The 23,250-nt window shown below is 67.5% G+C and carries 20 protein-coding genes and 3 tRNA genes; 14 read left to right on the forward strand and 9 right to left on the reverse strand.

Translation table 11 applies throughout. From position 1 onward, the window contains the following. Positions 1-125: 125 nt before the first annotated feature. The 6 genes from AB0M01_RS10995 to AB0M01_RS11020 are packed head-to-tail and all read left to right on the forward strand — an operon-like array spanning position 126 to position 7,647. A complete protein-coding gene (locus AB0M01_RS10995; protein WP_363667928.1) occupies positions 126-1,493 on the forward strand; it encodes a hypothetical protein in 1,368 nt (455 codons plus the stop codon). 4 nt (positions 1,494-1,497) lie between these two features. After that, positions 1,498-2,469, forward strand: coding sequence for a sugar ABC transporter permease (locus AB0M01_RS11000; protein ID WP_363667930.1), 972 nt, complete (start codon positions 1,498-1,500; stop codon positions 2,467-2,469). After that, on the forward strand, positions 2,469-3,299 hold the full coding sequence (locus AB0M01_RS11005; protein WP_363667932.1) for a carbohydrate ABC transporter permease: 831 nt from the start codon (positions 2,469-2,471) through the stop codon (positions 3,297-3,299). Before AB0M01_RS11000 ends, AB0M01_RS11005 begins: the two co-directional genes overlap by 1 nt. 9 nt (positions 3,300-3,308) lie before the next feature. Beyond that, a complete protein-coding gene (locus AB0M01_RS11010) occupies positions 3,309-4,574 on the forward strand; it encodes an ROK family protein (protein ID WP_363667935.1) in 1,266 nt (421 codons plus the stop codon). Further along, a complete protein-coding gene (locus AB0M01_RS11015; RefSeq protein ID WP_363667937.1) occupies positions 4,571-5,179 on the forward strand; it encodes an SIS domain-containing protein in 609 nt (202 codons plus the stop codon). The genes AB0M01_RS11010 and AB0M01_RS11015 overlap by 4 nt, the downstream gene beginning before the upstream one ends. Continuing rightward, positions 5,176-7,647 carry a glycoside hydrolase family 38 C-terminal domain-containing protein gene (locus AB0M01_RS11020; protein WP_363667939.1) on the forward strand — a complete coding sequence of 824 codons (2,472 nt, stop codon included), beginning with the start codon at positions 5,176-5,178 and terminating at the stop codon, positions 7,645-7,647. The genes AB0M01_RS11015 and AB0M01_RS11020 overlap by 4 nt, the downstream gene beginning before the upstream one ends. 10 nt (positions 7,648-7,657) lie before the next feature. Here the strand turns inward: AB0M01_RS11020 and AB0M01_RS11025 are convergent, their stop codons facing one another. Genes AB0M01_RS11025 through AB0M01_RS11035 form a run of 3 tightly spaced genes read right to left on the reverse strand, consistent with a single transcriptional unit; the run spans position 7,658 to position 9,848 of the window. Continuing rightward, the gene (locus tag AB0M01_RS11025; RefSeq protein ID WP_363667941.1) at positions 7,658-8,506 is read right to left on the reverse strand and encodes a hypothetical protein; all 849 of its coding nucleotides are present in this window, start codon (positions 8,504-8,506) and stop codon (positions 7,658-7,660) included. Then, on the reverse strand, positions 8,503-9,630 hold the full coding sequence (locus AB0M01_RS11030) for an FGGY family carbohydrate kinase (protein WP_363668104.1): 1,128 nt from the start codon (positions 9,628-9,630) through the stop codon (positions 8,503-8,505). Before AB0M01_RS11030 ends, AB0M01_RS11025 begins: the two co-directional genes overlap by 4 nt. Beyond that, positions 9,627-9,848 (reverse strand): hypothetical protein, encoded by a 222-nt coding sequence (locus AB0M01_RS11035; protein ID WP_363667943.1) that lies wholly within the window; start codon positions 9,846-9,848, stop codon positions 9,627-9,629. The genes AB0M01_RS11030 and AB0M01_RS11035 overlap by 4 nt, the downstream gene beginning before the upstream one ends. A 64-nt stretch (positions 9,849-9,912) precedes the next feature. Between AB0M01_RS11035 and AB0M01_RS11040 the strand changes: the two genes are divergently transcribed. Next, a complete protein-coding gene (locus AB0M01_RS11040; RefSeq protein WP_363667945.1) occupies positions 9,913-10,638 on the forward strand; it encodes a polyprenol monophosphomannose synthase in 726 nt (241 codons plus the stop codon). A gap of 46 nt (positions 10,639-10,684) precedes the next feature. Here AB0M01_RS11040 and AB0M01_RS11045 read toward each other — a convergent pair whose 3' ends face one another. Next, entirely contained in the window at positions 10,685-11,035 is a 351-nt protein-coding gene (locus AB0M01_RS11045) for a metallopeptidase family protein (RefSeq protein WP_363667947.1), read from the reverse strand. 169 nt (positions 11,036-11,204) lie between these two features. Between AB0M01_RS11045 and AB0M01_RS11050 the strand changes: the two genes are divergently transcribed. The 4 genes from AB0M01_RS11050 (at position 11,205) to AB0M01_RS11065 (ending at position 12,936) form a co-directional block, all read left to right on the forward strand. Then, complete coding sequence (locus AB0M01_RS11050) at positions 11,205-12,443, forward strand: hypothetical protein (RefSeq protein ID WP_363667950.1); 1,239 nt, start codon at positions 11,205-11,207, stop codon at positions 12,441-12,443. A gap of 163 nt (positions 12,444-12,606) precedes the next feature. Beyond that, positions 12,607-12,679 (forward strand) — tRNA-Glu (locus AB0M01_RS11055). A 59-nt stretch (positions 12,680-12,738) separates the two neighbouring features. Beyond that, positions 12,739-12,815: transfer RNA gene (locus tag AB0M01_RS11060), tRNA-Asp, on the forward strand. A gap of 48 nt (positions 12,816-12,863) precedes the next feature. Further along, positions 12,864-12,936: transfer RNA gene (locus AB0M01_RS11065), tRNA-Phe, on the forward strand. 873 nt (positions 12,937-13,809) lie between these two features. On the opposite strand, the gene AB0M01_RS11070 is transcribed toward AB0M01_RS11065, so the two are convergent. From AB0M01_RS11070 to AB0M01_RS11085, 4 genes are all read right to left on the reverse strand, one after another. After that, entirely contained in the window at positions 13,810-14,655 is an 846-nt protein-coding gene (locus tag AB0M01_RS11070; RefSeq protein WP_363667952.1) for a hypothetical protein, read from the reverse strand. Then, on the reverse strand, positions 14,655-15,719 hold the full coding sequence (locus AB0M01_RS11075) for a DNA adenine methylase (RefSeq protein WP_363667954.1): 1,065 nt from the start codon (positions 15,717-15,719) through the stop codon (positions 14,655-14,657). Before AB0M01_RS11075 ends, AB0M01_RS11070 begins: the two co-directional genes overlap by 1 nt. Before the next feature lie 962 nt (positions 15,720-16,681). After that, positions 16,682-18,121 (reverse strand): hypothetical protein, encoded by a 1,440-nt coding sequence (locus AB0M01_RS11080; RefSeq protein WP_363667956.1) that lies wholly within the window; start codon positions 18,119-18,121, stop codon positions 16,682-16,684. Between the two features lie 77 nt (positions 18,122-18,198). Then, positions 18,199-18,705 (reverse strand): DinB family protein, encoded by a 507-nt coding sequence (locus AB0M01_RS11085; protein WP_363667958.1) that lies wholly within the window; start codon positions 18,703-18,705, stop codon positions 18,199-18,201. Positions 18,706-18,837: 132 nt separating this feature from the next. Between AB0M01_RS11085 and AB0M01_RS11090 the strand changes: the two genes are divergently transcribed. Next, complete coding sequence (locus AB0M01_RS11090) at positions 18,838-20,469, forward strand: esterase-like activity of phytase family protein (RefSeq protein ID WP_363667960.1); 1,632 nt, start codon at positions 18,838-18,840, stop codon at positions 20,467-20,469. Between the two features lie 44 nt (positions 20,470-20,513). Here AB0M01_RS11090 and AB0M01_RS11095 read toward each other — a convergent pair whose 3' ends face one another. Further along, entirely contained in the window at positions 20,514-20,822 is a 309-nt protein-coding gene (locus AB0M01_RS11095; protein ID WP_363667962.1) for a hypothetical protein, read from the reverse strand. 673 nt (positions 20,823-21,495) lie between these two features. On the opposite strand from AB0M01_RS11095, the gene AB0M01_RS11100 reads away from it, so the two are divergent. Then, positions 21,496-22,530, forward strand: a complete 1,035-nt coding sequence (locus tag AB0M01_RS11100; RefSeq protein ID WP_363667964.1) for a hypothetical protein — start codon at positions 21,496-21,498, stop codon at positions 22,528-22,530. A 135-nt stretch (positions 22,531-22,665) separates the two neighbouring features. Continuing rightward, positions 22,666-23,214 (forward strand): GNAT family N-acetyltransferase, encoded by a 549-nt coding sequence (locus AB0M01_RS11105; protein ID WP_363667966.1) that lies wholly within the window; start codon positions 22,666-22,668, stop codon positions 23,212-23,214. The last annotated feature ends 36 nt before the right edge of the window (positions 23,215-23,250 follow it).

The following is a 23,250-nucleotide window of genomic DNA, read 5'->3' on the forward strand; positions in this document are numbered from 1 at the left end:
TCCACAGGGTTGTCGCCGACGCCTTGACGTCCGCTCCGCCCGGCCCGTACGGTTCCTGGAAAATGTGGCATCGATGCCACATTCGATCCACGGAGCCGTTGTCCCTGTGGGGTGAGGAGCACGCAATGAAGCAACTCCGCCTGCCCGTCGTGCTGGCCGCGACCACGCTGGCCCTGACTTCCTGCGCGGGAGTCGGCGGCAAGGACGACTCCGGCGGCAGCGACACCGGCTCCAGCGACAGCACACCGTCCGGGACGCTGAACGTGATGGGGTTCAGCGGTGAGGACGAGGTCGCACAGTCCCGGATCGCCGCGTTCAAGACGGCGTACCCGGGCGTCACGGTGAAGAACAACAAAGGCGACTTCGACGCCCAGCAGTTCCTCACCGCGGTCTCCAGCGGGAACGCGCCGGACGTCGTCTACATGGCCCGGAACCTGATCGGCACCTACGCGGCCAAGGGCGCCATCGTGCCGATGGACGACTGCGTCGCGGACAATGGAATCGATACCACACAGTACCGGCAAGCCGCGATGAACGAGGTGCGGCTGAAGGACAAGACGTACGGGATCCCGGAGTTCTACACCGTCTCGGCGAACCTGATCAGCGGCAAGTCGCTGAAGGCGGCGGGGGTCGCGGTGGCCGACATCCAGACCACCGACTGGGACAAGCTCGAGGCGACCACGAAGAAGCTCTACAAGGCCAAGGCGGGCCGTCCGGCCCGGATCGGTTTCGACCCGAAGCTGCCGGACTTCTTCCCGCTCTGGGCGATGGCCAACGGCGCCGAGCTGGTCAAGCCCGGCGGCGAGCCGAACCTGAACGACCCGAAGGCGGTCGAGGCGCTCACGTACGCGCTGAAGCTGGTCCAGGACCAGGGCGGCTGGTCGAACTTCAAGACCTTCCGGGACACCTTCGACCTGTTCGGCGAGAAGAACCAGTTCACCTCCGACCAGCTGGCGGCGTTCCCGATCGAGAACTGGTACGTCAACGTCCTGCTGGACGCGCGGAAGAACGGGCTGGAGCTGGCCTCGACCCCGTTCACCGACCGGCAGGGGCAGCCGATCAGCACCATCGGCGGCTCGGCCTGGGTAATCCCCAAGGGCGCGAAGAACGCCGACGCGGCCTGCAAGTGGGCCAAGACGATGACCTCGGTCGACACCTGGAACAAAGCCGCCGACGCGCGGATGCAGACCGTGGCCAAGGACAAGAGCTTCTTCACCGGCCTGTTCACCGGCAACAAGACCGCCGACGAGCAGATCAAGGCGAAGTACCTGAAGCCCACCGGTGACGCCGGGTTCGACCAGGCGATCGAGAACTACTACGGCGTGCTCGACACGGCCCGCTCGACGAACCCGTCGGCGGCCGCCGCCGAGATCGACGCAGCCTGGAAGAACGCGGTCGGCAAGGCCCTCGGCGGGACGGTGGCACCGCAGGCAGCGCTGGACCAGGCGCAGACCGAGGCGAAGGCCGCCTTCGACAAGGCGAGCCAGGGCTGATCCGGTGACGGCGACGATCGAGCAGGTCGCGACGGACGGGCAGGCCGAGTCCGTCCGTCGCGGCCGCCGTCCGCGACGCAGTCCGCTGGCCCGGCAGGAGGACCGGGCCGGCTGGGCGTTCGTGGCGCCGTGGGTGCTCGGCTTCCTGATCTTCACCGCGGGCCCGATGATCGCGAGCCTGGTGCTGTCGTTCACCGACTACCAGATGATCCAGAGCCCGCACGGCGTCGGCCTGGACAACTACCGCGCCCTGGTCGACGACCCGCGGGTGCTGAAGTCGCTGAGCAACACGTTCGTGTACGCCGCCCTGTTCGTCCCCTTGGGGACGGTGTTCGCGCTGGTGCTGGCGATGATGCTGCACCGGGTCGGCCGGGCCGCCGGGTTCTTCCGCACCGCGTTCTACCTGCCCGAGATGACACCCGCCGTCGCGGCCGGCGCGATGTTCCTGCTGCTGCTCAACGGCCAGCAGGGCCTGGTGAACAAGGTGCTCGGCTGGATCGGCGTCGACGGGCCGAACTGGACGACCGACCCCAGCTGGCTGAAGCCGTCGCTGGCGATCGTCAGCCTGTGGACGCTCGGCGGCACCGTGGTGATCTACCTCGCCGCGCTCAACGGCGTACCGAAGCAGCTGTACGAAGCGGCCGACCTGGACGGGGCCGGTGGGCCGACGAAGTTCTTCCGGATCACCGTGCCGATGATCTCCGGCGCGCTGTTCTTCACCGTGATCACGAACACGATCGCGGCGATGCAGATGTTCGACCAGGCGTACACGATGTTCTACGGACCCCAGCAGAAGGCGTCGGCCTCGGAGGAGTCGCTGGTCTACATGGTCTACCTGTTCCAGAACGCCTTCCAGTTCTTCAAGATGGGCTTCGCGTCGGCGATGGCCTGGCTGCTGTTCGTGATCATCCTGCTGATCACGTTCCTGCAGTTCCGGATCGGCAACCGCTACGTCTACTACCACGGGGAGCGCTGATGACGATCCCGTGGAAACGGCTGCCGTTCCTGGCCTTCCTGGTGCTGGCGACCTTCGCCTTCGTGTACCCGCTGGTCTGGCTGGTCAGCGCGTCGCTGAAACCGCGCGCGCAGGTCTTCGACAACCGGCTGATCCCGGCGCTGTTCCAGCCGGACAACTACGCCCGGGTCTTCGACACGGCGCCGGTGATGCGCTGGCTGGTGAACTCGCTGACCGTCGGGTTCATGGCGGCCGCGGCCGTCACGCTGTCCAGCGCGGTGGTGGCCTTCGGCTTCGCGTACTTCCGTTTCCGCGGCCGCAACCTGCTGTTCGGTGTGCTGCTGTCGACGATGATGCTGCCCGGCGCGGTGACGATGATCCCGGTCTACCTGATCTGGAACCGGCTCGGCTTCGTCGACACCCAGGTCCCGCTGTGGGCGCAGAACCTGTTCGGCTCGGCGTTCTACGTGTTCCTGCTGCGGCAGTTCTTCCTCGGCATCCCGCGCGAGCTGTTCGAGGCGGCCCGGGTGGACGGCTGCGGGTACTTCGCGATGTTCCGCCGGATCGCGTTCCCGCTCTGCAAACCGGCGCTGGTGATCGTGTTCGTCTTCGAGTTCAAAGCGAGCTGGTCGGACCTGATGAAGCCGCTGATCTACCTGCAGACCCCCGACTACTTCACCATCCCGCGCGGGCTGAAGTCGATCATCGACGCGTTCGCGCTGTCCGGCCACTACGAGTGGGAGCTGGCGATGGCGGCCAGCGTGATCGCGGTGGTCCCGATGATCGTCCTGTTCGCCTTCGGCCAGCGTTACATCCTCGACGGCGTGGCGACCACCGCGCAGAAGGGCTGACCGCACCCCATGCCGCAGCCATCCGTGCTCGCCCTCGACGTCGGCGGCACCAAGCTCGCCGCCGGCGTCGTCGCGGCCGACGGGACCGTGCACTCGTTCCGCAGCGTCGGGACCGGCGTCGGCGACGGCCCCGACCTGGTGGTCGGCCGCCTGCTCGACCTCGCCGAGAAGGTCCTCGCCGACGCCGGCCACCCGGAGATCGCCGCCGCCGGTATCGGCTGCGGCGGCCCGCTCGACCCGGTGTCCGGCGTGATCCTCGGCCCACCGGGACTCCCCGGCTGGGACGAGGTGCCGCTGGCCCAGTGGGTGACCGACCGCCTCGGCGTACCGGCGTACGTCGAGAACGACGCGACCGCGGCTGCCCTCGCGGAGTACCGCTGGGGCGGCTGGGACGTCAGCAGCCTCGTCTACCTGACCGTCTCCACCGGCTTCGGCGGCGGGGTGGTCACCAACGGCACGCTCTTCCAGGGCGCCGCCGGCCAGGGCGGCGAGCTGGGGCACGTCGTCGTCGACTGGCAGGGGCGCTTGTGCGGATGTGGCGCCCGGGGGTGCGCGGAGGCGTACGTCTCCGGCACGTCCATCGCCCGGCGTGCGGCGGAGGCGCTGGAGGCGCAAGCGCGCGCCTCCGCCCGCGGCGGACTCGGCGAGTGGGTTACGCCCGCCCCCGAGGGACCCGGGGCGCAGAGCTCCTCCGCCCCCAGCGGAGCCGAGGAACCCCGAGCACACGGCACCACCGCCTCCGGCACAGTCGATGGACTCGACGGGCGGGGCACGCCCGCCCCCGGCGGCCCCGGGGCCGCTCCCGGCGGAGCCGGTGGGCTCGGGGCCGCTCCCGGCGGAGCCGGTGGGCTCGGGGCCGCTCCCGGCGGGGCTGGTGGGCTCGGGGGGTGGGGCGCCTCCCTTTCGTCGCCTCTCGGGGAGAACCTGGAGGGGGTGTCTGCGCTGGCCTCGGTCGGGGAGATCACGGCACGGGATGTTGTCGAGCATGCTCGGGCCGGTGACGAGCTGGCTCGCGCGGTGTGGGACGAGACGACGGCGATGCTGGGGCGGATGGTGGCGGTGATCATCAACGTGTGTGAGCCGGAGCTGGTGGTGCTCGGCGGGGGTGTGACGCGGGCTGGGGAGTTTCTGCTGACGCCCGTGCGGGAGGCTGCGCTGGGGCAGGCGATGGGGCCGGCGGCGCGAGTTTGTGAGGTGGTGCTGAGTCGGCACGGGGATCGCTCGGGTGTGCTGGGCGCGGCGGCGATCGCGCTGCACCGCGGTGGTGCGGGATGACCGAGCTGAGTGTGGATCGATTGCTGGACACCCAGCTCGACCGGCATGCCGAGGTGACGCGGGCGATGCGGGAGCAGCTGCCGCGGGTGCAGGCTGTCGCCGACGAGCTGATTCGGCGGCTGGCCGGCGGCGGAGTGCTCTACACCTGCGGCAACGGCGGCTCGGCGGCTGACGCGCAGCATCTGGTCGGTGAGCTGATCGGGCGCTACCTGCGCGAACGCCGCCCGCTGCCCGCGGTGGCACTGATCGGCGACGCCGCGGTGGTCAGCTGTATCGCCAACGACTACTCCTACGACGACGTGTTCGCCCGCCAGATCGCGGCCCTCGCGCGCCCGCAGGACATCGTCGTCGGGTTCAGCACCTCCGGCACCTCGCCTACGGTGGTGAAGGGACTGGCCGCGGCCCGCGCCAACGGCGCCTGCTCGGTCGCGTTCACCTCGACCCGCGGCGCCGACCTGGCCGCGACGGCCGACCTGGCGGTCGTCGTACCGGCTGAGGAGACCGCCCGAATCCAGGAGATGCATCTGCTCGCACTGCACCTGATCAGTGAGCTCGTGGACCGCTGGGCCTACGAGTCCGACCCCGACCACGAGGAGCTCGCGTGACCCGCGGCCCACTGCACATGATCGGCAACGCCCACATCGACGCGGTGTGGCTCTGGCAGTGGCAGGAGGGCTACCAGGAGGTCCGCGCGACCTTCCGCTCCGCCCTGGACCGGATGCAGGAGTACCCGGACTACGTCTTCACCGCCGACTCGGTCGCGTACTTCAGCTGGATCGCCGAGCACGACCCGGACCTGTTCGAGCGAGTCCGCAAGCGGGTCGCGGAGGGCCGGTTCGAGATCGTCGGCGGCTGGTGGGTCGAACCGGACTGCAACCTGCCCGGCGGCGAGGCCTTCGTCCGGCACGCGCTCTACTCGCAGCGCTGGCTCGCCGAACACCTCGGTGTGATCGCGACGGTCGGCTGCAACGTCGACCCGTTCGGCCACAACGCGACCCTCCCGCAGCTGCTCAGCAAGTCGCGGCTCGACTCGTACGCGTTCCTCCGGCCACAGGCGCACGAGCGCGAGCTGCCGGCGCAGAAGTTCTGGTGGGAGTCCGCCGACGGCTCGCGGGTGCTCGCGTACCGGATCCCGCACGAGTACTGCTCACCACCCGGCGAGGTCTCCGGGCACGTCACGAAGGCACTGCAACAGTTGCCGATGACAACTGAACCGCTGATGGTCTTCTACGGCGTCGGCAACCACGGCGGCGGTCCGACGATCGAGAACATCGAATCGATCGAGCGGCTCGCGCAGCGCGACCTGTTCCCCGCGATGTTCCCGTCGACGATGCGCCGCTTCTTCGACGAGGCGCGGGCCTTCGACGACATCGCCGTGCACACGACCGAGCTGCAGCCGCACGCGATCGGCTGCTACGCGGCACACTCGGGGATCAAACGCCAGAACCGGCTCACGGAGCAGCAGCTGATGGCCGCGGAGAAGTGGTCCACGATCGCCGGCACGCTGAGCGGGATGCCGGACGCGACCGCGGAGCTCGGGCACGCCTGGAAACAGGTGCTGTTCAACCAGTTCCATGACATCGCCGCCGGGACGGCCATCGAACCGGCGTACGACGACGCGCGCGACCAGCTCGGCGAGGCGAAGGCGATCGCCGCCCGGCTGGCGAACCGGTCGATCCAGTCGATCGCGCGGCAGATCGACGTCCCGGCCGAGGAGCAGATGGTCCCGGTCGCGGTGTTCAACCCGCACCCGTGGCCGGTCACCGCGACGGTCGAGCTCGAGCTCGGGTACCCGTCGGTCCTGCGCGGCGCGATCGACGTCCGCGAGGGGCTGTCCGGTGCGCTGCTGGCGATGCAGGAGATTCGCTCGGCCGCGACGGCGCACGGGCGGCGGCGGGTCGCTTTCGTGGCGGCGCTGCCGGCGCTGGGGTACCAGCTGTACACGCTGCGGCCGGGCGGTTCGGCGTACGACCTCGGTGCGGTTCGGCGCGACGACCTCGTGCTGGACAACGGCGTCGTCCGGGCGGCGGTGAGCCGGCGGACCGGCTGGCTGAAGTCGCTGCGGGCCGGCGACGGGCCGGAGCTGCTGCCGAAGCGCAAGCAGCAGGTGCCGCACGCGCAGGTGATCGACGACGACACCGACACCTGGAGCCACGGCGTACGGTCGCTGTGGAACACGATCGACGCCTTCGAGGTGACGTCGGTACGGCGAGTCGCGGACGGGCCGGTGCGGCAGGTCGTGCGCGTCGAGTCGGCGTACGGGCGGTCGACGCTGGTCGAGGAGTACGTGCTGGACGCGGGGGCGGACGCGGTCGAGGTGCGGGTGACGGTGGACTGGCGGGAGCAGCTGAAGACGCTGAAACTGTGTTTCCCGTTCGCGGTCGAGGACTCGGTCGCGACGCACGAGATTCCGTACGGGCACCTGGTGCGCGAGCAGAACCGTGAGGAGGTGCCGTCGCACGCGTGGGTCGATGTGTCGGGTGCCGGCGGTGGGGTGGCGTTGCTGAACGACGGGAAGTACTCGTTCGCCGTCGACGGGTCGGTGCCTGGGCGGCCGGTTCTCGCGATGACGTGCGTGCGGTCGCCGGTCTACGCCTGGCACGACCCGCGGGTGCTGTCGGACGCGGAGGACTACGAGTATCTGGATCAAGGCGTGCAGAGATTCCGGTACCGGCTGCAGCCGCATGCCGGGGACTGGCGAGAAGCTGAGGTCGTGCGGGCTGCCGCGCTGCTGAACCAGCCGGTGACGCCGTTGATCGAGTGCTTCCACGACGGTCCGCTGCCTGAGCAGCAGTCGTTCCTGTCGACCTCGAGCGACCAGGTGATCTTCTCGGTGCTCAAGCATCACGAGGACGGGTCCGGTGCGGTGGTTCTGCGCGGGTACGAGACCGCCGGGCGGGCTGCTGAGGTCGCCGTGGACCTGAGCTACCTAGGCGTTCAGTTCGCTGCGGTGTTCCGGCCTGGGGAGATCAAGACGTTCCTGGTCTCCGCCGACGGCGCGGTGGAGGAGGTCGACCTGCTGGAGTGGGATCCGGCTCAGCCTCCACCGCTTACTGCACAAGGCACTGTCTGACGCCGCTGAGTCAGTGAGCGGCCTCGGTCCACGGGCGGGCGGTGCGGTGGACGATGTCGGCGATCTCGGCCAGGCGCTCGCGGCATTTGCCGGCGAGCACCGGCTGATAGTCCTCGACCTCCAGCGCGGGCGTCCACAACGCCCGCCCGGCGAGCGTGCCGGAGGCTCCGCCGGTGCACGCCAGCTCGACCGCGCGCGGGAAGTCGTCCCGGGCCACGCCGTTCGACAGCACGACCCACGGCACCGGCAGCACCTCGGTCAGCTGCTCACAGGTCCCTACGATCGCGTCGGCGTCGCCGAGGCCGCGGCTCGGCACCTGCGCCTTGTACAGATCGGGACGTACCGGTCCCAGCGCCTCCGCCGCCGCGACGATCGCCTCGTCCAGGTCGAACCCCTCCTCCCCCGCCGCCGGCTGGACGACGGGTTCGAGCACCGACAGCATCCCCGCCGTACGGCTCAGCTCGACGAACTCCCGCGCCATCTCGACGCGACGCCGCTGCTGCCCGTCGCGCTTCCAGATCACCAGCAGCTTCAACGCGACCACCCCGCGCGCTTTCGCCTGCTCGAGATCCTGGCTCCGGTCGAGGCCGGTGTCGGTCACCGGTCCACCACGCTCCTGGACCAGCTCGTCGACCGCCAGAATCAGTCCCGGCGTCCGCGGCGCGTCGTACCCGGCATCGATCAGGAAGCCGGACGCCAACGGCGCAAGGTGTTTTGCGACGGCCGCCTTGAACGCCGCGATCGCCGCGACGTCGTCCGGCCGGCCGTGCTCGGCGAGCATCGTGCGCAGGCTCTCACGCTGATCCATCGCCACCATCGCGAACGTTCCGTCGTCGTAGGCCAGGGCGTCCAGCGTCATCGGTCTGCTCCTCGGATGTGGAATCGATCCCAGAACAGTGTCTCCCATCTGCGGTCCGCCACGGGCCCGACCGGCACGGCGACCTTTTCCAGCGGTGCGCTTCGTTGGCCGGTCACCACTTCCGCTGCCATCAGCGCCGCGCCTTCGGCGGCTGTCGCCTGCCCGTCGACGACGGCGAAGTCGCGGCCACCGCTCGCCAGCGCCTTGCGGCGCATCCAGCCGTTCAGCTGAGTCGGGCCGCCGAAGGCGATCGTCGTACGCCAGTCGATGCCGAGCCTTCGGGTCTGCTCCTCGGCCATCCAGCGGGCGTGCAGGCTGAGGCCGTCGACGAGAGCGCGCATCTCGGCGGCCTGGTCGGGGACGTCCGAGCGGGCGTCGTACGTGATGGCCGGATCGGGTGCGGGCGCCTGCCGTCCTTGCGGGTACGGCGCGGCGGGGTGCTCGCTGGGCGGGCAGTCCGGGTCGAGGACGCTCGCCAGCCACTCGTGGTCGCGGCCGAAGTACGTGAGCCGCTCGTCGATCAGCCCGCCGGCGGCGCCGTGGCCGGAGACGGCGGTGGCGAGCCGGCCGTCGGCGTACCAGCCGACGCTGATGCCCTCGCGGCGGAGCTCGTCGTCGAGCACCAGCGCGCGGCTCGGCGTGATGATCGCCTCGGAGGTGCCGAGCGAGTCCGCGACCTGCCCGGGCTCGCGCACCCCGGCCGCCCACGCGCCGACGAGGTGGTCATGACCACACAGGACCACCGGGACGCCGTCCGGCGTGTACGCCGTGACGCTCATCGGCTCGGCGATCTCGGGGAGCCGGTCGAACCCGCCCCAGCCGAGCAGCTCGTCGTCCCAGCGGCGCCGGCGCAGATCCAGTACGCCGTACCGCTGCGCGTGGGTGAGATGTGTCGCGTACCGCCCGGTCAGCGCGGCGAGCACGAGGTCGGGAGCGCCGGCCCAGATCCGCGTCTTCCTGATGACGTCGGAGGTCTCCGCGAGCCAGCGCCAGGTGGTCAGCGGGAGCTTGGCGCTGAGCCGGAGGCCGGTGCGCGCGTACAGGCTCTGCGGGCCGAGCTCCTCGCGGAGGCGCTGCGCCTGCGCCGTACCGGGCTGGTCGCGCCAGCTGATGAGCTGTGTCAGCGGCTTGAGATCGGCTCCGAGTGGAACCCGGTCTCGGCCATGCCCGCGATCCCGATCCCGTCGATCCGCTGGCCCTCGGCAACGTCCTCGATCAGCTTCGTGACGACGTGCTGGAGCTGCTCCGGATCCCCCGGAGTCGGGACCCCGAGCGTCCGGCGTTGCGGGATCAGGCAGACTTTGGTGTTGGTGGTTCCGACATCTATCCCCAGGAACGTCACCTTCAGCAGGCTAGACCGGTTGATGCGATAGCGTCCTGAGTCCCCGAAGCAAGGAAAAGTTTTCATGGGTGAGTCCAAGATCGTCGTCGTGGTGCCGACCTACAACGAGCGGGAGAACCTGCCGGAGCTGGCCAAGCTGCTCGCCGGGCTGGACCTGCCCGGGCTGCAGATGCTGGTCGTCGACGACAACTCCCCCGACGGCACCGGTGACGTCGCCGACGAGCTGGCCAAGGCCGCGCCGGAGCAGGTCGGCGTGCTGCACCGGACCGCGAAGGACGGCCTCGGCCGCGCCTACATCGCCGGGATCACCCGCGCGCTCGACGAGAACGCCGACATCGTGATCCAGATGGACGCCGACCTGTCGCACCCGGCGTCGGTGCTGCCGACGATGGTGGAGACGCTGCGGACCAGCGACGCCGGCCTGGTGATCGGGTCGCGCTACGTGCCCGGCGGCTCGGCCGCGGCCGAGTGGGCCTGGCACCGCCGGCTGCTGTCGGCCTGGGCGAACTTCTACGTGAACACGATCCTGCGGCTGCACGTCAAGGACGCCACCGCCGGCTTCAAGGCCTGGAAGGCCGACACCCTGCGCGCGATCGACGTCGGCACCATCCAGAGCAACGGGTACTCGTTCCAGGTCGAGATGAACACCCGCGCGGTCCGCCGCGGCTTCCGGATCGCCGAGGTGCCGATCCGGTTCGAGGAGCGCACCCACGGCGCGTCGAAGATGAGCCTGAAGGTCCAGCTCGAGTCGGCGCTGATGCCGTGGAAGCTGCTGTTCAAGCGCTCCTGAGCTGTTTTTTCCGAAGGGCCGGTACGGCGTACCGGCCCTTTGTCGTTCACCCGTAGCCGAGCTCGTGCAGCCGGGCGTCGTCGATGCCGAAGTGGTGCGCGATCTCGTGCACGACCGTGATGTTCACCTCGTCGACGACGTCGTCGACGGTGTCGCAGATCGCCAGCGTCGGGTTGCGGTAGATGGTGATCCGGTCCGGCAGCACGCCGCCGTACCAGTTGCCGCGCTCGGTCAGCGGGATGCCCTCGTAGATCCCGAGCAGGTCCGGGTCGCTCGCGGGCGCGTCGTCCTCGACGAACACCGCCACGTTGTCGATCAGCGCGGCCAGCTCCGGCGGCACCTCGTCCAGCGCCTCCGCGACCAGCACCTCGAAGTCCGCCCGGTTCATCTCGATCACGGCCCCAGCGTAGTGAGGCGCACCACACGGCGTCCGGCGACAGATTCCTGCCATGCCGGATTCCGCCAGCGCGATACCTCGTAACCGGCGTTACCCGCTGCTGATACTGACGGCCATCGGTCGCGTCCCGGCGACCGGCGTTTCCGTCCCCAGCTCCAGGAGATCCGGTATGACAAAGCGCTTCCTGACCGCGGTGGTCACCACCGCCGCCGTCCTGGGCGGCTTCACGGCCGCTCCCGCCCTCGCCGCTCCCACCACCCCGGCCGCGGCGGCCCCTGCCCCGGCGTTCGCCGGGCTCTCGTCGCCGATCGCCGTCGAGCTCGCGCAGCGGCTCCCGGAGATGCGCAAGGTCGCGGCCGACGTCCAGGCCCGGCTCGGCAGCGAGGACAGCCAGCTGCGGGAGCGCATCCTCGACGTCATCGACCCGACCGACTACGAGTGCCCGACCGCGAACCCGCCGGTGCTCGACGCGATCAGCGCCGAGATCGCGACCTGGACCGCCGACCAGAAGCTGGCGTCGGCGTACGTGCTGATCTTCGACCTGGTGATGAAGGACGCGGTGTACTTCCCGCAGCCGGCCGGCAAGTTCACCTACGGCGCCAAGGGCACGTACACGAAGAAGGCGACCGACACGTTCAGCGGGCTGCGCAAGTTCTGGGACATCAAGTCCAAGGACATCCAGCTGGTCCCCGCGCACGGCCGGATGCTGCTCGACACCGCCCGGGTGACCCGGGTCTTCACGACGCTCTACGGCCAGCCGGCCGACCTGTCGCTGAACACGGCGAACTTCATCAAGGACCAGATCAACAACCCGGCGATGAAGTACGGCGACCAGCCGGCGTACACGTTCAACGCGTACGCGTTCAGCGCCGAGGGCCAGCCGGTGCCCGGCGTCGGCACCGTCGGCGACAAGATCGTGATGGGCGACGGCGTACTCGACGGGTTCGGCCTGGTCGGGCTGGGTGACGTGACCACCCAGGCGATCCTGGCGCACGAGTTCGGGCACCACATCCAGTACGAGGACGGGCTGTTCACCTCGACGCTGCCGGCGCCCGAGGCGACCCGGCGTACGGAACTGATGGCGGACTCGTTCAGCGCGTACTTCCTGACCCACGCCCGCGGCGAGCGGATGAACTGGAAGCGCGTCCAGCAGTTCACCGCCATGTTCGCCCAGATCGGCGACTGCGGCTTCGACGGCGCCGGACACCACGGCACCCCCAACCAGCGCGTCAAGGCCGCCCTGTGGGGCTACGGCGTCGCCCAGGCGGTCTGGCCGCGCTCCCTGGTCCTGCCGTCCCGCGTCTTCGCCTGGCTCTTCGAGAAGCACCTGCCGCGACTCGTCGCACCGGACGCCACCGACACCACCGTCCTGAAGGCCGCGGACGAGGCTGCCACGTCGGTCAGCTAGTTGTTTCTGCCTCTCCGATCGGCTGGCTGGACTCTGGGGGCAGAGTCCAGCCAGCCCCCTCTCCAGCGGCCCGATCCCCCTTGGCAACAACTCGTTTTGGACCTTCGCCAAGACTCCTCTATGCTTACGGCTGTCCCTGGAGCTTCGGCTCCCGCGGGTCCGAGTCCCCATCGTCTAGTGGCCTAGGACGCTGCCCTTTCAAGGCGGTAACGCGGGTTCGAATCCCGTTGGGGATACGGTCGAAAGGCCGATTAATTGAACAGTTCGAAGATGGTGTACCATCGTCGAGCATCCTGGCCCAGTAGCGCAGTTGGTTAGCGTGCCGCCCTGTCACGGCGGAGGTCGCGGGTTCGAGTCCCGTCTGGGTCGCCAGGAGAAGGCGGCGGATGTCCTGAACATCCGCCGCCGCCTTTTCTCCCCGGTCAGGTAGCTCAGCTGGTAGAGCGTCCGCCTGAAAAGCGGAAGGTCGGCGGTTCGAGACCGCCCCTGACCACACATCTCACCTGCGGTTTCTCCATCGGAGAACCGCCAACCTCCCGCAAAAGACCGCAACGCCTACCCGGCGACGTGTTCCGCGAGCTGATCGAGCGCGTTCCGCTGATCCTCCAAGGACGCGTGCGCGTAGATCGCCATCGTCACCTGTACGTCCTCGTGCCCGACGATCGCCTGCACGATGTGCGGGCGGCACCTTGAGCCGTAGGAGCAAGGTCACACAGCTACGCCGCGGTCGTGGAAGCGCATCTCTCCGAGCCCAGCCTCAGCCCGCAACGGGCACCAAGTCCGCCGCAGGTTATCTGGCTCCATCGGCGTACCGATCTCGGTCGTGAACACGTAGCCGGTATCAACCCACTTCTCGCCGGCCTATAGCCGCTCCTTGACCTGCTGCCGCTTGTGGCCCGAGAGCACGTCCAAGCACAGCTCGATCAACGGCACCGTGCGACGAGACTTCCGGGTCTTCGGAGTGACGGCCTGAAGCACACCATCAACCCAGTGCAGCGTGCACCGGATCTCGACGGTCTTTCGACCCAATCGATGTCATCCCACTTCAGCCCGAGCAGCTCGCCGCGCCGCAATCCCATGAACAGCGCGTACAGCCGCGTCGGCTTGGCTGCCTTCAGCAACAGCCGAGCTTGTTCCTCGGTCGCGCCCCGATTGGTGTCGTACTGCGCGCCCTCGACCTGGACCAGCTTTTGCCACGTCATACACATAAAGCACCGCGCAGCAAGCCGGGCTGCATGCCCAGCCAATCAGCAGCCTAGCCGGACACTCTTCCGACCGGGCATCCCCACGCTCAGGCGTCGTGAGCACGACCGACCATGAACTCATGCACGCCGCCGCCCCCCGAGGCCGGCGATGCACGTCTGCTCTAGGACAGTAGACCATGTCTCCGAGCTGCAGTCTCCAGATCGACTCGGAACCTGTCGAGGTCCGCCAGCGCATACAAGCCGTCGATACGCCGCGTTTCGGCGAGGGCGTACATCCGCCGGAAGTCTCCCATGCGGCTCAGCCAGCCGATGCCGTCCACGACCGCCAGGATGTACTGGTGGGCGAACCGAACGTTCGCCATCTCTGTCACCTCGCTTACGGCTGCGGTCAATTTGGACCCAGTCGAGTCAAAACCCTTGCATGCAACAGCAATCAGGGCGCTTGCCATACTCGGAATCGCTAGGTCGGCCGGGCCGGTATCGCCATTGCGGCCGACGAACCGCCCTCGCATCTCGTACGGCAGCCCCAAGTCCTTCACGATGGCCTCGATGGCATCCTCAATTAACCGCCCGGCCACCCCCGCGCTACTGGCGGTCTGTCTCGATGTGCCCCGCGCAGCGAGGATGTCTCCGAACGCGTAAGTGCGGTTTCGCTGAGCCGCCAGGGCGTCCAGCAGACCGAACTCGCTGTCGAGCCACGCGACGAGCGCCTCGGCATCGTCCGTCGCGGCCTTTGCCCAGCTCGCTGTCCCGAACTCCGCTTTAAGGAGGTTTTTAAGCTTCTCCTGAGAGAGACCGACGGCGAGTCCAAGAGTGTAAACATCGCGAGGCTGATCTTTTACCCAGTCGGTCATGACAACCGCGTCAATGGTTGGGAGTGCGTCTAGGCTGGCGCCGGCCTGCCGGATTGCCGTCGCTTGAGGGCTGTCGGCGGTTGGATCGATGTGGGCGGTTAGGCGCTGCAGACGCGTCAGATAACCGAGGAGCTCTGGAGAGTCGTCAGCCATCAGCGTGCAATGAAAATGTACTCGTCTACACTACGCCTCTTTGCGGCGGAGTGGGTTCCATAATGATATGTGTGCTCTATTGCCCTCACCTCAACATCAGCCTTGAATTCACGCAACAGCGCTTCAAGAGTGGCACGATCCGGGAGGGCGTTGCTGGAATATGATAGAACGATCGTGGAGTCATGGAATTTCTTAAACACATCACGCAACCCTACCTCAATGGTGCGGCGGGAAGAGAAATTCGTGACTCGCTTGGGAATCTTTTTGCTCTTCGTTTCATGCATGATGATGTCGCCCACCCAATAGCGGGAAAGTCCTTCGAGGAAGTGGAATCGCTTCGTGTAGTCGTTGTCGTCTGCAGGCGGAGCGTAGGGTGGATCGAGGTACACAAGGTCGTACTTCTTAGGCTCCAGCTCGGAGATCTCGCGTGCCGTGGCAACGCAAGCTTGACCGCTGTTGAAGACCGCCCGATTGTAGTCCTCAACCCGCTCTACAAAGTGATCACGAAGACTGAGCCGCAAGTCCCGCCTTCCGTCGTCATAGCGGCTCAGATCGCCAGTCAAAGTGAAGACGCCGCGGGGCTGCTTCCGAGCTGCCGCCAGGCACAGCGCCGCGATGGCGATCGCGCGCTTGTGACCTCGGAGGTTGTCGATGTGGCTCCAGGCTGAATCCAGGAAGCCCAGATCCTCGGCGGTGAAGAAGACTCCCGAAAACGTGCGTTGGATGAAGTCGCGGTCATCCGCCCGCGGGCCGATGATCCGGTCCACGTCACCCGCGGTAAGTCGAGTGGCGTGATTGACGACACCCGCTTTAGCAACTGTGGCGGGGAAACCGAGGTAGTCGTTGCTGTGCACTGCGTAGCCCTGCTGCTTGAGCAGGTACGAGACCACGCCCGAGCCCGAGAACGCATCCAGAGCGGTCTTACCGCCGATCTCCTCGAACACGTCAGCAAGGTGGGGCAGAAGCTTGTACTTCGATCCCATCCAGCGCACGCGCGGGAAGACTGCTGCGCGCTGCGCTGCCGTAGCCGCTACTGGCATCGATTCGAGGTGAGGAGAAGCCATGGGTACATACTGCCGTACCGCTCCGACATCCAGAGCCGCACCACTCGGTGGTCTGGCGCGAAGAGCCCACCTCGGGACTGGCATCCTGGCTACATGGACCTCGACTATGAATTGGAGGGGCGAAGGCTCCTCAACGAACACCATGACGCGGACGAGGATCGGACGGGCCTACAACCCTGGGAGGACGGTCCGTGCAAGGTCTGCGGGTTCCGTACGGGAGAATTCGAGTTGGCATATCCGACCCACATGCCGGTGCATGTAACCACGGTCCGGGCGTGGATCGATGAGCTGGGTGGCCCATACCCAGCTCACGATTTCTGACAGGTCTTCAACACGACGCCACAGCGAGCCGGGGACCACCGTCGAGCGCCGAAGTACCCGAGATCATCGGCGAGGACTCCTCGCCTAAGCCCCCTCGCCTGCAGCGAGACAGGTCAAGTGCGCAAAGGCATGTCGGTCGTGCAAGACAAGTCTGCTACCTAGCTTCTTGGCCCGGCACGACCGCAGCGTGGACCGCAACAGCCGGCGACGGCGACGAGTTGGCGCCAGCGGATCGGCCCATGTGCGAATGACGCGCCCTCGTCGGCTGCATATCGCTGTCGAACTGAAAAGCGCAAGGTCGGCGGTTCGAGACCGCCCCTGACCACACATCAACCCTCTCCGGTTTCGGAGGGGGATTTTTCTTTCCCACGCGAGCTCCGCAGCCACCTTCCGTTGCTCCGCTCCTCCGGACGGCCGCTACGCGCGCTCCCGCACACCATCCGGCTTAGCGCCAGCTTCAGTTGCCTGCTTATCGCAGGCGTCTGCCAGCTGGCGCCGGCCTTCGGCGGGTTTGCGCCCGCGGTGCGCGCTTGGCGCGCGGTGACCACTCTGTGGCTGAGGTCGGCTGCAAGTGCGGATCCCCACATTGTTGGTGATCGGGCCATCGGCAAGCAGCACTGCAACAGCCGATCAGCGGTTGGTCAGGTGAGGAACTCGCGGAGGTTTGCGGCCAGGGCGACCGCGAGGGTTTCTCGGCGTTTGAGGTGGGAGGTTCTCAGGAGGTCGGCGAGGCGTTCTTGTTGGGTGTTCGTGGGGAGGAAGTACATCGGGGCCTTCGGTTGGCTGCCGAGGCTCGACAGGGTGGGGTCTGGGTCTTGGTGGAGTTCCAGGTCGGCGATTACCGCTTCCCAGCCGCCAAGGTTGCGGTGGATCCACCAGGCTCTCCGGCGTAGGGCTGGGTCGGTGGAGGACTTGAGGGGTGACCGGTCGGGGATCGTCCAGAGGCGCGGGTTTTGGATTAGGACCTCGCCGGCCAGGCGGGCGATTCGGGTGTTGGGCGCGGCGGTGAGGGTGAAGAGGGTGGGGACGTCCTCTGGGGTGGCTTGGGGTTTCAGGAGGGTCAGGCCGACCTTGCGGAGGGCGGGTTCGTTGCTGGCGATCAGGGTGAGGATCTCGGGGCGGGCGACTGGGGCTTTGAGTTCCGTCAGGCCGACGTAGGCGCGGGCTCGGGTGGTTGCGGGGGCGTCGGAGTGGGCGATCTCGGCGTACGTCGTACTGGGGTTGTGGCCCAGTTCCTCCCAGCGGCGGCGGGCCCAGAGGCGGACCAATGTCGAGCGGTCTACGAGGAGGCGTTCGACGTCGGTCGGGTTGAGGTCGGATGCGGTCAGGCGGACCAGGGCGAGGACTCGGCTGTCGGCGGCGCGGCCGTTGAGGAGGAGGCGGCTGATGAGCTCGGGTGAGCCTTCGTCGAGGACGATGCGGTTGAGGAGTTGGCGGACCAGCTGATCGGGCTCGCGGGGGTGGAGCTTGGTCACGTCGGCGAGGGTGAGCAGGCCGGTTTCGTGGCTGTGGTGGAAGGCTGCTCGGCGTACGTCGTGGTCGGCGGAGGCTCGGAGGAGCGCCCAGACGTTCGCCTCGCCGTGGAGGGTGACCAGGGACTGCAGGTACTGCGGCAGTACGTCGGTGCCGCGGCTGCGGTTGTCGATGCGGTGGAGCAGCGGGACGATCCGGGCGGCCTGAACGGGGGTGGTTCGCCGGCGTACTTCGGCCAGCGCCGTCGTACGGATCACCGCGACGTGGTCGTTGATCCGCATCGTCAGCGCGCGGTCGGCGGCGTTCCCGCTGGAGCTGATCAGCGCGCGGACCGCGGGCTCGCGGACGAAGCCGTCGCGGTGCATGCTCGCGAGGACGGCGACGATCGGGTGCGGCTGCTCGAGGACCTGCGGAGTCCACAGCTCCGGCGGGCCCATCGTCGGGGCTCCGTACTGGAACCCGCGGGCGTAGTAGTAGATGCGCAGCAGTTCGCGCGCGGTCGCCGTACTGAACCAGGACCAGCTCCTGTCCAAGCCGGCGCGGTCGCCGCTCAGGGCGGCGCTCGCGGCTTCGCGGAGGCGTTCGCGGATCTGCGTCGAGGTCAGCATGGCGCTCATCCTCGCTGACGGGGTACCGCAGCGCCCGGGAATTACCAGCGCAGTACTGCGGATGAGGGTGCGGCGATTCAGATCCCGGTGGTGCCGTCCAGGGACTCCCGGATGATGTCGGCGTGGCCCGCGTGGCGGGCGGTTTCCTGGATCAGGTGGAGCATGACGTAACGAAGGTTGCAGTCGGCCAGGTCGGGGCGGGTGCCTCGCGCGTCCAGGGGCGTGGTGGCGGTGATCGCCTTGGACTTCTCGATCTGGGCGCGGTAGTCGGCGATGCAGCTTTCGACGGTGTCGGCGTCGGCCAGGGCGAAGTCGGCGTCGGGTTCGGCGGGCTCGACCTCGGGCCATCCGTCGGGGAGTTTCCGGCCGGCCACCAGGTACTCGAACCAGCGTTGCTCCCAGATCGTGGCGTGCTTGATCAGGGCCAGCAGCGACAGCGTGCTCGCGGACGGGGTCTTGCGGGCCGCGTCGTCGGAGAGGTCCTCGACCTTGCGGATCAGGCCGATGCGCTGGGCGTCGAGGATGTTCTCCAGGGCGGACCGTTCGTCGGTGGGAAGGCGGTTCACGTCGATCCAGCTGGGCATTCCGCGATCGTAGCGGCGCAGCGGGTGACGGCGGACAAGGTTCATCGGGCGGTGGTTCGGCGTTCACCGGCGCGATGCAGGTTCGGCGGTATGGAATCAGGAGTTTTGTCTCGGAGGCGCGCTCGAGTCGCGGTGGCGATCGGCGCGGGGGTGGCCTTGGTGTGTGCGGGCGCGGCGGTGAGCCAGGCCGGTGTGTTCTGGCCGCGGCCGTCGCACGGGTTTCGCGTCGCTGCGGACTCGTACGCCGGGCACGGCACGGTGAGCGGGGACGTACTGCGCAACGACGCCGGCGCGACTGCCGTCGTACGGAATTCGCAGCCGGCGAATGGGACCGTGACGGTCGCTGCGGACGGGTCGTTCGTGTACACGCCGAAGGCCGGGTTCAAGGGGACGGACAGTTTCACGTACACGGCGACGGACGCCGTACAGGTGTTCAGGAACAGCAAGGCCGGCGGGGGCGCTTTGGCGCCGTTGGCGAAAGTCGCGGGGCCGGGTGGGAGTACGACGGAGCTTTCCGGCGAGGGATTCGGGTCGGCGTTGGCCGCCGTACCGGGAAAGGCCGGGTACTTCTACGGGCTGACCGACCGCGGGCCGAACGCGGACGCGCCGGACGGGAACAAGTCCGAGATGCTGCTCGATTTCCAGCCGCAGATCGGGAAGTTCAAGCTCGTCGACGGGCGGGCCGAGCTGGTCGGAAAGGTGTTGCTGAAGGGGCCGAAATCGCTGGGTGGGAAGAAGTACAGCGGCCGGCCGCCGCACGACACGAGCGAAGTGATCGACGACGTCAATGCGACGAATGCCAACGGCGGTACGCCGGTTCCGGTGGCGCGTGATGCTTACGGCTACGACTCGGAGGGGCTCGTTGCGCTGCGGGACGGGACGTTCTGGGTTTCGGACGAGTACGGGCCGTACGTGACGCATTTCGACGCCGAGGGTTTCGAGATCGGGCGGCTCACGCCGTACCGGGACAGCGTGGACAACTCGGCGCACAAGATCGTCGGGTACTTGCCGGCCGAATTGGCGAATCGCGTGAAGAACAAGGGGATGGAAGGGCTCACGGTCACACCGGACGGTTCGACGCTGGTCGGCGTGATGCAGTCGGCTTTGCAGTTGCCGGATCTGGGGAGCGTGAAGGCGGCTGGGGTTGCGCCGGTGCGCATTGTCGCGATCGACCTGCGGACCTACCGTTCTAAACAGTACCTGTACCTGCTGGACAATCCCGGTACGACGGGTGCTGCGATCAGCGAGATCACGGCGTTGTCGAACGCACGTTTCTTGCTGGATGAGCGGGATGGTGCGTTCGCGCCGTTCGCGCAGAAGAGCCTGAACGAGATCGACATCGAGGGTGCTACTGATGTCAGCGGGCTGACGGTCGGCGGGAAGTCGCCGGAGGCTCTTGTCGGCGCCTCGACTACCAACGCCGCGCTGGCTTCGCTTACCTCTGCAGGAATTCAGGTTTCTCTGAAGCAGCCGGCGGTGAATGTCGGAGCGTTGGTTAGCCAGTTCGACCCGACTGGGAAGTTCTTCGGGCACGACAAGGTCGAGGGCGTTGCGACGACCGACGGCGGGCGGACGCTGTACGTCTCCAACGACAACGACTTCGGGATCGACACGATCGTCGTCGACCCCGACGGGAAGTGGACGGTGCACCAGAAGGTGCTGCCGCCGACCGGGCGGACGGACAACGGCGAGATCCTCAAGATCGACACCGCCAAGCTGCCGGCCGTTCTGAAGACCGTGACGGTCACCGTGCGCGTCCGCTGAGATGCTGGCGGGCCCGCCCCCCGTTGTCGGACGGGCCCGCCAGGTCAGGGCCGGAACTTCCCGAACAGCAGCCGACCGAGCAGCGCGACCAGCACGAACGCGATCAGGCCCGCGACGGCGACTACTGAGACCACGCAGGCTGCGTTGGTCGCGAGTGTCAGCTTGCCAGTGGTCGTCGTGAATCCCTCGGTCAGCAGCGCGAGCGTGGCGAGCATCAGGAACCCTGCGGCCGCGAAGCCGAGCACGATGGTGTGATGCCCACCGAGCGTCGCTGTCGCCGTCAGCGGCGAGGACTGGTCGAGCCACGGGCCGAAGGTGTGCATCCAGACGACGGCCATGAGGTCGGCGGCCATCAGGCACCAGAGAGTGATGGTGGAATGGGAGGCAGTGCGCGGGGGCCTGCGTTGCAACATGGTTGCCACCTCCGAACTTCCCCGAGGCACCGCTCCTAGGCGGTGCCGGTCAGTGCAGACGAGGGACCATCGACGCCGGGTGCTCGGCGTTGGGGACGGCCGTGGAGGGAGGCGCCAGGAATGGCGTCGCTCGGGGGTTGCGGGTGGGCCGGCAGGTGGTCTGCCTGGACGGAATCCTCAGAGCGCGCGTGGCTGGTGGGTTCCGTCGTCTCCTCTACCATGAATCACTTACTTCATTCTGAAGTTAGTAGATTCTACCTATTTACAGTAGAGTCAAGTGAAGACGGTAGCAAGACCTCCACCGGCGGTAAGCGGAACCGTTATCAAGGGCTACCGCGAGTGCCGAGCCAGGGGCACAGCGTGTATGTTGCTGCGCGGAGCGGCCGACTTTGGGTGTTCGACCGCGTGACTGTGGCGCTTCGGGTGTTTTCGGCTGTACACAGGTATACGGTTACCGGACGCGCTGGTAGGAAGGTCGACGACAACCCAGGGAGTGGTTTTGCCTTCACCAGAGGCCGCACGACTTGCAATGAGGCTCCGAGAGCTGCGTGCGTCGCATGAGCCGAAACTGACTCAGGCAGAATTGGCGCGCGCGCTTAGCGAAGAGTCTTCGGTGGCGGTCGCGACCATCAGCTCCTGGGAGTCCCTGAAAGACCCCAAGCTTCCCCCGCCGGAGCGGCTGTCTTCGTACGCGCTCTTCTTCGCTCAGAGCAACCCGGGCAAGAGCACCCGGTCCCTTCCGGATGAATCGGATCTGACGGCGGCTGAGCGCAAGGCGTTCGAAGCGCTGTATCAGGAGCTCGTCGATCTTCGCGATGCCGTCAAGGGGGTGGGCCCGTCCGCCGGCGGATCCATCTGGACGTTCGAGAACGGCCCCATCACGATCATCTGTCCAGAGATCCCCACCGCCAACCGATCTCCACTGGCCGAGGAGGGAAACCCGAACTACACCCGTACCTACCGCTTCGCCGACCTCGACGCGCTGATTGAGTTGTGGGGACAGATTCGTGCCTCGAACCCGACTCTGCGCGTGGAGCGGTGGTTGCCGCACGAGGTCGAGCCAGCTCAGTTGGCCGGGCATCTCGTCGTACTTGGCGGGATCGGTTGGAACCGGACCGCCAGCCGGGTGCAGGAGCGGCTGAAGAATCTCCCGGTTCAGCAGGTCGAGGTACCGGAGCTGAAGAACGGCGAGATCTTCAGGTTGAGCGGAGCGGACAAGGAGGAGTTCTGGCCGCAGTGGACCGAGTACGAAGCCGGCTACCGGCCAACTGTTGAGGCGGCACAGCTCGTTCAGGAGCAGACCGAGGACGCGTGGATCGATGGCAAGTACCGCGAACTGTCCGAGGATGTCGCGTTCCTGGCCCGCCTGGGCAATCCGTACTCCGAGAACGGGACCCTCACCATTTGCAGCGGGATCTACAGCCGCGGGGTTCTGGGGGCTGTCATGACTCTCACCGACCCGGCCCTCGCGGAGGCGAATGCGGCCTACATCGCCGAACGATTCCCGAGTCGGCGGTTCGCGATGCTCCTGCGCGTCCCGGTGGTGAACGGCAAAGCGGGTACACCCAATCTGGCGAGCCCCGAGAGCCGTCTTTACGAGTGGTCGCCAGACGACAAGGAGGGTAGGGGATCCGGCTCTGCCGCCTGAAGTCCACCTCTTCCGTCGTTCCGAGACGCCTTACACCGCAGACTCAGAACTGCCTCCCGCGCTCGGGCGCTGATTGAAAGGCACGTGGTGCAGCAAGTTCGCGGGTTGTCCCCATCTCAGGTCTCCATCTTCCGCTTGAACGGCAGTGACTGGCGAGCCTTGCGATCATTGAGGCTCCGCGCCCTGCGCGCATCACCTGAATCGTTCTTCGGTGACCTGTCGACTGAGGGTAATTACAGCAAGCAGGCCTGGCGCGACGAGCTTTCTGACCACATCTGGGTCATCGCCAAGTCCCGGATGCGGAAGATCGGCCTGGTCAAGCTCAACCACGAGCCCGCTGCCGCGGACGGTATGCACCTCGAGGCGCTGTGGGTCGATCCACAGCGCCGTCGCCGGAGGGTCGGCGCGTTGCTCGTGCAGGCGGCGGAGAACATCGCAGCAGAGCTGGGGGCTCGGGAGCTCAAGCTCTGGATCTTTGTCGAGAACGAGGAAGCTCAGGCGTTCTACGCGCGGCAGGGATACGGCACGCCGATCCGCCGGCAACCTCTCGAAGTCAACGGCCAAACGCGACACGAGCAGGAGTACGAAAAGGAGCTTCGGGACAACCGATCCCACACTATGGATATGGAGGCGAAGCAGCCCGCCCTGGCTGATGCTGCCGGCCTCCGGGGAACTGACGGATAACTCCGGGGGTCTTCGAGACCCCGTCCGATGACTCTT

Source organism: Kribbella sp. NPDC051770, from assembly GCF_040681455.1.
Classification (GTDB): domain Bacteria; phylum Actinomycetota; class Actinomycetes; order Propionibacteriales; family Kribbellaceae; genus Kribbella.